The sequence below is a fragment of the Nocardia sp. NPDC058633 genome, assembly GCF_042717045.1.
Lineage (GTDB): Bacteria > Actinomycetota > Actinomycetes > Mycobacteriales > Mycobacteriaceae > Nocardia.
Map to the genome: position 1 here is coordinate 115,043 of NZ_JBHXRA010000015.1, position 7,194 is coordinate 122,236.

4 protein-coding genes and 1 pseudogene are annotated in these 7,194 nt (G+C 66.7%); all 5 read right to left on the reverse strand.

Annotation, left to right across the window (positions count from 1 at the left end; genetic code table 11):
• Window positions 1-3 precede the first annotated feature (3 nt).
• Window positions 4-2,742 carry a DNA polymerase I gene (gene polA, locus ACFWUR_RS20850; RefSeq protein WP_378908926.1) on the reverse strand — a complete coding sequence of 913 codons (2,739 nt, stop codon included), beginning with the start codon at window positions 2,740-2,742 and terminating at the stop codon, window positions 4-6.
• An 81-nt stretch (window positions 2,743-2,823) separates the two neighbouring features.
• Window positions 2,824-3,519 (reverse strand): ABC transporter ATP-binding protein, encoded by a 696-nt coding sequence (locus ACFWUR_RS20855; protein ID WP_378909028.1) that lies wholly within the window; start codon window positions 3,517-3,519, stop codon window positions 2,824-2,826.
• Between the two features lie 192 nt (window positions 3,520-3,711).
• Window positions 3,712-4,620, reverse strand: a pseudogene (locus tag ACFWUR_RS20860) (ABC transporter ATP-binding protein); the annotation flags it as partial.
• Window positions 4,617-6,041 carry a branched-chain amino acid ABC transporter permease gene (locus ACFWUR_RS20865; protein WP_378908927.1) on the reverse strand — a complete coding sequence of 475 codons (1,425 nt, stop codon included), beginning with the start codon at window positions 6,039-6,041 and terminating at the stop codon, window positions 4,617-4,619. The pseudogene ACFWUR_RS20860 and the gene ACFWUR_RS20865, both read right to left, overlap by 4 nt.
• The gene (locus ACFWUR_RS20870; RefSeq protein ID WP_378908928.1) at window positions 6,038-7,075 is read right to left on the reverse strand and encodes a branched-chain amino acid ABC transporter permease; all 1,038 of its coding nucleotides are present in this window, start codon (window positions 7,073-7,075) and stop codon (window positions 6,038-6,040) included. Before ACFWUR_RS20870 ends, ACFWUR_RS20865 begins: the two co-directional genes overlap by 4 nt.
• Window positions 7,076-7,194: the final 119 nt, after the last annotated feature.

A 7,194-nucleotide genomic window follows, 5' to 3' on the forward strand; every position in this document is an offset into this window, starting at 1 on the left:
ACCTCAGTGCGCGGCCGCGTCCCAGCTGCGGCCGGTGCCGACCGAGACCGTGAGCGGCACCGACAGGTCGATCGCGGCCGACATCTGTTCGCGCGCGAGGGCTTCGAGGGCTTCGCGTTCGCCGTCGACCACCTCGAAGACGAGTTCGTCGTGGATCTGCAAGAGCATCCGCGAGCGCAGACCGGCTTCGCGGATCGCGTTCTGCACGTTGATCATCGCGACCTTGATGATGTCGGCGGCGGTGCCCTGGATGGGGGCGTTCAGCGCCATGCGTTCGGCCGATTCGCGGCGCTGACGGTTACTGGAATCCAGGTCGGGCAGGTAGCGCCGACGACCGAACAGGGTTTGGGTGTAACCGACCTTGCGAGCCTGGTCGACAACATCGGACAGGTAGTCGCGGATGCCGCCGAAACGGTCGAAGTAGACGTCCATCTGCTCTTTGGCCTCGGTCGTGCTGATCTTCAGCTGAGCGCTCAGGCCGTAGGAGCTGAGTCCGTACGCGAGACCGTAGGACATGGCCTTGATGCGGCGGCGCAGCTCGGGGCTCACCTGCGCGATCGGGATGTCGAAGGCCTTCGACGCGACGAAGGTGTGCAGGTCCTCGCCGGAATTGAACGCCTCGATCAGGCCCGCGTCACCGGACAGGTGCGCCATGATGCGCATCTCGATCTGGCTGTAGTCGGCGGTCATGAGTTCGGCGAAACCGGGGCCGACCACGAATGTGTCGCGGATCTGGCGACCGGTGTCGGTCCGGATCGGGATGTTCTGCAGGTTCGGCTCGGTCGAGGAGAGGCGACCGGTCGCGGCGATGGTCTGGTTGAACGTGGTGTGCACGCGGCCGTCGTCGGACACCGACTTGAGCAGGCCGTCGACGGTCACCTTGAGCCGGGTGGCGTCGCGGTGGGCAAGCAGGTGCTCCAGGAACGCGTGGCCGGTTTTCTCGAACAGCGACTCCAGCGCGTCGGCGTCGGTGGTGTAGCCGGTCTTGGTTCGCTTGGTCTTCGGCATGTCGAGCTCGTCGAACAGCACCACCTGCAGCTGCTTGGGCGAGCCGAGATTGATCTGCTTGCCGATCACGTCGTAGGCGGAGTTCGCGGCCGCGGTGACACGGTCGGCGAACTGCTGCTGCAGATTCTCGAGCTGGGCGACATCGACCGCGATGCCCGCCTCCTCGAGTTGACCGAGCACGCCGAGCAGCGGCAGTTCCATCTCGGTGAGCAGCGGGGTCGATTCGATGGCCGCGAGTTCGGTGTCGAGAGCGTCGGCCAGATCGGCGACCGCGCGGGCACGCAGCATCTCCTCGCGGGCGACATCGGCGGCGAGGGTGTCCTCGTCGTCGAGGAGCGAGAGCTGGCCCGTGTCGGCGGCCTCGACCCGCAATTCGCGCTTGAGATAGCGCAGGGACAGATCGTCGAGGTTGAAACTGCGCTGGCCCGGGCGGACCAGGTAGGCCGACAGGGCGGTGTCGGTGGTGAGACCGCCCAGGGTGAAGCCCCGCCCGCGCAGCGCATGACCGGCGGACTTGGCTTCGTGCAAGGCCTTGGGCACCTCCGGGTCGGCCAGCCAGGCCGCCAGTGCCGACTCGTCCTCGGGGGTGAGCACGGTCAGGTCGATATAACCGCCCTCGCCGTCAGCGGCGGCGATGGCCAGGGCCCGCGCGTCGCCGTGCACCGGAGTGCCGGTCCCGACAATCGAGAGTCCGTGGCGCTCACCGGCTTTCGCGTGCTCGGCCAGCCAGTCGGCGACCGCACCCTGATCGAGGGCACCACCGCTGATCTCGAAACCCGATTCGGCTTCCGGCTCGGGCGAACCGAGGGTGTCGAACAGTCGGTCGCGCAGCACCCGGAACTCGAGATCGTCGAAGAGCTGATGGATCTTGTCGCGGTCCCACGGCGCCTTGATCAGCTGGTCCGGGGTGTAGGGCAGCGGCACCTCGCGCACCATCTCGGTGAGCTGGCGGTTGAGCACGACACTGGACAGGTTCGCGCGCAGCGAGTCGCCGACCTTGCCCTTCACCTGGTCGACCCGGTCGACCAGGGTGGCCAGGTCACCGTATTCGCGGATCCACTTGGCGGCGGTCTTCTCCCCCACGCCGGGAATGCCGGGCAGATTGTCGCTCGGGTCGCCGCGCAGCGCCGCGTAGTCGGGGTACTGCGCGGGGGTGAGGCCGTATTTGGTCTCCACCTCGGCCGGGGTGAAGCGGGTCAGATCCGAGACGCCCTTCTTCGGGTAGAGCACGGTGACGTCGTCGTTGACCAGCTGGATCGCGTCGCGGTCGCCGGTGACGATGAAGACCCGGTAGCCCTGGGCGACGGCCTGGGTGGTGAGGGTGGCGATCACGTCGTCGGCCTCGTAGCCGTCGATGGCCATCACCGGGATGCCCATCGCGCCGAGCACGTCCTTGGTGAGTTCGACCTGCCCACGGAATTCGTCGGGGGTGGCGCTGCGGTTGGCCTTGTACTCCGGGTACGCCTCGGTGCGGAAAGTCTTGCGCGACACGTCGAACGCCGCGGCCACATGGCTCGGCTTCTCGTCGCGCAGCAGATTGATCAGCATCGAGGTGAATCCGTACACCGCGTTGGTGGTCTGACCCGTGACGGTCTTGAAGTTCTCCGCCGGTAGCGCGAAGAAGGCGCGATAGGCGATCGAATGCCCGTCCAGGAGCAGCAGCGTGGGCCGCTCACCCTCGGGGGCAGTGGTCGTTGTCGATGCCTGCGCAGTCGTCGGTGAACTCACGCGCATGAGTCTAGGCACCCCCACCGACAGAACCGGCCCCGCATCGCCCGAGAGCGATGCGGGGCCGGACCGAGGACGAATCCCGGGTCAGTCGACGCCGAGGTAGGCCGACTCGACCGCCGGGTCGGTCAGCAACGCCGAACCAGGGCCGGACTTGGTGACCTCGCCGGTCTCCAGGATGTAGGCGCGATCGCTGCGGGTCAGGGCCTGTTGGGCGTTCTGTTCCACGAGCAATACGGTGGTGCCCTGGCGGTTGATCTCGCTGATGATCCGGAAGATCTGCTGGATCACCATGGGCGCCAGACCCATCGACGGTTCGTCGAGCAGCAGCAGCTTGGGCCGGGCCATGAGGGCGCGGCCGATGGCGAGCATCTGCTGTTCGCCGCCCGACATCGTGCCGCCGACCTGCTTGCGGCGTTCGGCCAGGCGTGGGAACAGTTCGAAGACCCAATCCAAGGTCTGCTGATATTCGGTCTTCTTCTCGAAAGGCCTGCCGTAGCAACCCATGTCGAGATTCTCCGCGACCGTCATGCCGGGAAACACACCGCGCCCCTCGGGCGCCTGGATGAGCCCCTCGACCACCCGGTCGTGCGCCTTCATCGTGGTGATGTCCTTGCCCTGGAACAAGATTTGTCCCGAGGTGAGCGGCAGCAGACCCGACATCGCCCGCATGGTGGTGGTCTTGCCCGCACCGTTGGCACCGAGCAGGGTCACCAGTTCCCCCTCGGCGACCGAGAGCGAAATGCCGTGCAGCGCTTCGATCCGGCCGTAGTTCACGACCATGTCCCGCACCTCGAGCAGCGGGGTCGCCGTCTCGACGACGGCTCGCGGCTCGTCCGCGCGCGACTGCACCACCACAGCGTCGGCTGCCGGCGTCGGGGTCGCCCCCTGCGCCGCGGCGGCCACCGATTCCTCGCGCACCTCCTCGATCGTGTCCGCATCGGGCACACCCAGGTAGGCCGCGATCACCGCCGGGTCCTCGCGCACCGCCGTGGGCAGGCCGTCGGCGATCTTGCGCCCGAACTCGAGCACGACGATCCGGTCGGTCACGCCCATCACCAAACGCATGTCGTGCTCGATGAGCAGCACGGTGTAACCGTCGTCGCGGATCTTGCGGATCAGATCCATCAGCGCCGACTTCTCGCTGGGGTTGAACCCGGCGGCCGGCTCGTCCAGGCACAGCAGCTTGGGCTCGGTGGCCAGCGCGCGCGCGATCTCGAGCCTGCGCTGATCGCCGTAGGACAGGTTGCGCGCCTTCTCCACCGCACGCGGTGCGATGCCGACGAACTCGAGCAGGGCCATGCCACGCTCGATGGCGTCACGTTCCTCGCGCTTGAACTTCGGCGTGCGGAAAACCGCGCCGGGGACCGAGGTGGTGTGGCGGGCATCGGTACCGACGACCACGTTCTCCAGCGCCGTCATCTCGCCGAACAACCGCACGTTCTGGAACGTGCGCGCGATACCGAGGCGGGTGATCTCGTTGCGCTTGGTCTTCGCCAGCGGCCGACCGTCGAAGTGCACGCTGCCCGACGCCGGCTTGTACACGCCGGTGATCGCGTTGAAGCAGGTGGTCTTGCCCGCACCGTTGGGGCCGATCAAGCCGAGGATCTCGCCACGGCGGATCTCGAAGCTGACCCCGTCCAGTGCGGTCAGACCGCCGAATTTGACGGTCAGACCGTCGGTGCGCAGCAAGGGCTCGCCGACGGCGGTCTCGATCGCGCGATGCGGCGCGACCACCTCGGCGACCGTTTCCGCATCGGCGAGTTCGGGAATCACCGCGGTGACATCGACCTCGCCCGTCGGCTCGACCTCGGGCGGCGGCTGGTAGCCCGCTTTCATGTCTTCGTTGTCGTACAGCGCGTCTCCCGCGCCCGGCCCCGTCATCGCCCTGCTCCGATCGATTCGGCCGCCGGCTTGCGCACGACCGCCTGGTACACCTGTCTGCCGTAGGCGAGCAGCTTCTGCCGCACGGGGAACAGACCCTGTGGCCGCAGAATCATCATCACCACGAGCGCGATGCCGAAGTAGAGGTACTTCAGGTCACCGAGGTTCTGCGCGCCGCCGGAGCGGAACAGCAGCACACTGCCGAACAACAGCAAACCGGCGATCACCGCGAAGATCGCGAGCGCGACCACCGCGCGCCGCACCCAGAAACCGAGCTGGTCACCGCGCCGTCGCCACAGCAGCCACAGGCCGATGAGCAGCGCGATATCGAGGCCGAGCAGCAGGTAGCCGGTCGACTCGTTCGACACCAACTGCACCGACTGCAACCGCATCGGCAGATACGCGATGAGGAACGCGCCCACGATCACGCCGAGCTTGTTGCCCGAACCGCCGAGCACCACCGCGCACAGGAACAGCATCGACAAGATGATGTCGAACTGCTTGGGGTTCACGTAGGTGACCTGACCCGCGTACATCGCGCCGGACAGACCACCGACCGAGGCGCCGATCACGAACGCCCACAGCTTGAACTTGAAGGTCGGCACGCCCATGATCTCGGCGGCGTCCTCGTCCTCACGGATGGCGACCCAGGAGCGGCCGACCCGGCTGCGCTCGAGATTGCCGATGATCAGCAGCACCACGATCACCAGGATCATGCCGAGCCAGAACCACCAGGTGCCGCTGCTCGCCCGATCGAACGGATTCCAGCTGCTGGTGTCACCCAGATTGCCCGGGGAGAAGTAACCACCGGGATGCGCCTCGGATTCGCCGAATTCGGGGTACGCGATCTTGGACAGGCCGAGGCTGCCGTTGGTCACATCGCCCAGGTTGTCGGCCATCAGGCGCACGATCTCACCGAAGCCGAGCGTCACGATCGCCAGGTAGTCGCCGCGCAGCCGCAGCGTCGGCGAGCCGAGGATCAGACCGGCCAGCGCGGTCAACGCCACCGCGATCGGCAGGCAGGCCAGCCACGCCCAGCCCGAGCTGAGCCAACCGCCGTCGGTTTGATTCCACGGGCTGTTCGGGCTGGTCAGCAGGCCGACGGTATAGGCGCCGACCGCATAGAAGCCGACATATCCGAGGTCGAGCAGACCTGCCTGGCCGACCACCACGTTCAGACCGATGGCGATCAGCGCGTACATGGCGAATTGCGCCATCACACCACCGAAGCTCACACCCGGGGTGTCGAGCAGCGGGGGCGGGAACAGCGGCATCAGCGCCAGCAGGGCGATGATCGGCACACCGACGGCCCACTGGGCCGGACGCGAGAGCCCGTCCCACCAGGCTCGGATCGCGTCGCCGACGCCTCGTCGATCCTTGTGTGCGACAGGAGCTTTCGGGGTTTTCGTCAGGTCTGTCATGCGCGTGCCCTCCCCAGGCTCTCGCCGAGGATGCCGGTGGGCCGGAACATCAGCACGGTCACCAGCAGCACGAAGGCGACCACGTCGCGCCATTCGGTGCCGAACAGGATCTGCCCGTACTGCTCGGCGATGCCGAGCAGCAGCCCGCCGAGCAGCGCGCCGCGCAGGTTGCCGATGCCACCGAGCACCGCGGCGCTGAACGCCTTGATGCCGAGGATGAAACCGCCGGAGAAGATGATTCCGGTGGGGATGTAGAGCGTGTACAACATCGCGGCCGCACCTGCCAGCAGACCACCGATGAGGAAGGTCAGCACGATGACCCGCTCGCGCGAGACACCCATCAGGGTGGCGGTGTCGGGATCCTGGGCCACCGCGCGGATGGCACGGCCGAATTTCGTTCTGTTGATGACGATCTCGGTGGTGACCGCGAGCACGATGGCCGCGGCGAAGATCACCAGCGCGACGTTGGTGACCTGCGCACCGAGGAAAGTGAACTGCACCTTCGGCTCCACGAGCCGGATTCCGGTCTGCGCGTTGGAGCCGCCCAGCCCCGGCTTGATCTTGGGCAGGATGTAGTGGACGAACTCCTGGATCACGAACGACATGCCGATCGCGGTGATCAGGAAGGCCAGCGGCTTCGCACCACGCCTGCGCAGCGGTCGGTAGGCGACCCGCTCGAGCCCCACCGCGGCGATACCCGAGACGAGCATGCCGAACAGCATCGCCACGCCCAGATAGAGCACCGTGAGCAGCACACCCTGGGAATACACGTTGCCGCTCGGCGCGAAGCCGAGCAGTTCCAGACCCACATAGGTGCCGAACATGCCGAGCATGAAGATCTCGGAGTGGGCGAAGTTGATCAGTCGCAGTACGCCGTAGACGAGCGTGTAGCCGACCGCCACCAGGGCGTAGATCGAGCCGTAGGTGAGACCGTCCACGGTCAATCGCCAGAACTGGTCGATCACCCCGGAGACGTTGAAATCGATGGACCCCTCGGCCAACAGGATCACACCGAGCGAAGCCGCTGATGTCATGGTTACTCTCGCGCTCAGGCGAGCGGTGGGGGGGGGGGGGGGGGGCCGCGGCCCCCCCCCCCGCTGGGTAGTGAACCAAATTCGTGGGACAAAAACAGAATAGGTAATGGCGTTTGTCA

Bases quoted from the DNA above. Each gene is read 5' to 3' on its own strand.
- ACFWUR_RS20870 (WP_378908928.1), bottom strand. From the start codon at position 7,075: ATGACATCAGCGGCTTCGCTCGGTGTGATCCTGTTGGCCGAGGGGTCC.
- ACFWUR_RS20865 (WP_378908927.1), bottom strand. From the start codon at position 6,041: ATGACAGACCTGACGAAAACCCCGAAAGCTCCTGTCGCACACAAGGAT.
- polA (WP_378908926.1), bottom strand. From the start codon at position 2,742: ATGCGCGTGAGTTCACCGACGACTGCGCAGGCATCGACAACGACCACT.
- ACFWUR_RS20855 (WP_378909028.1), bottom strand. From the start codon at position 3,519: ATGGTCGTGAACTACGGCCGGATCGAAGCGCTGCACGGCATTTCGCTC.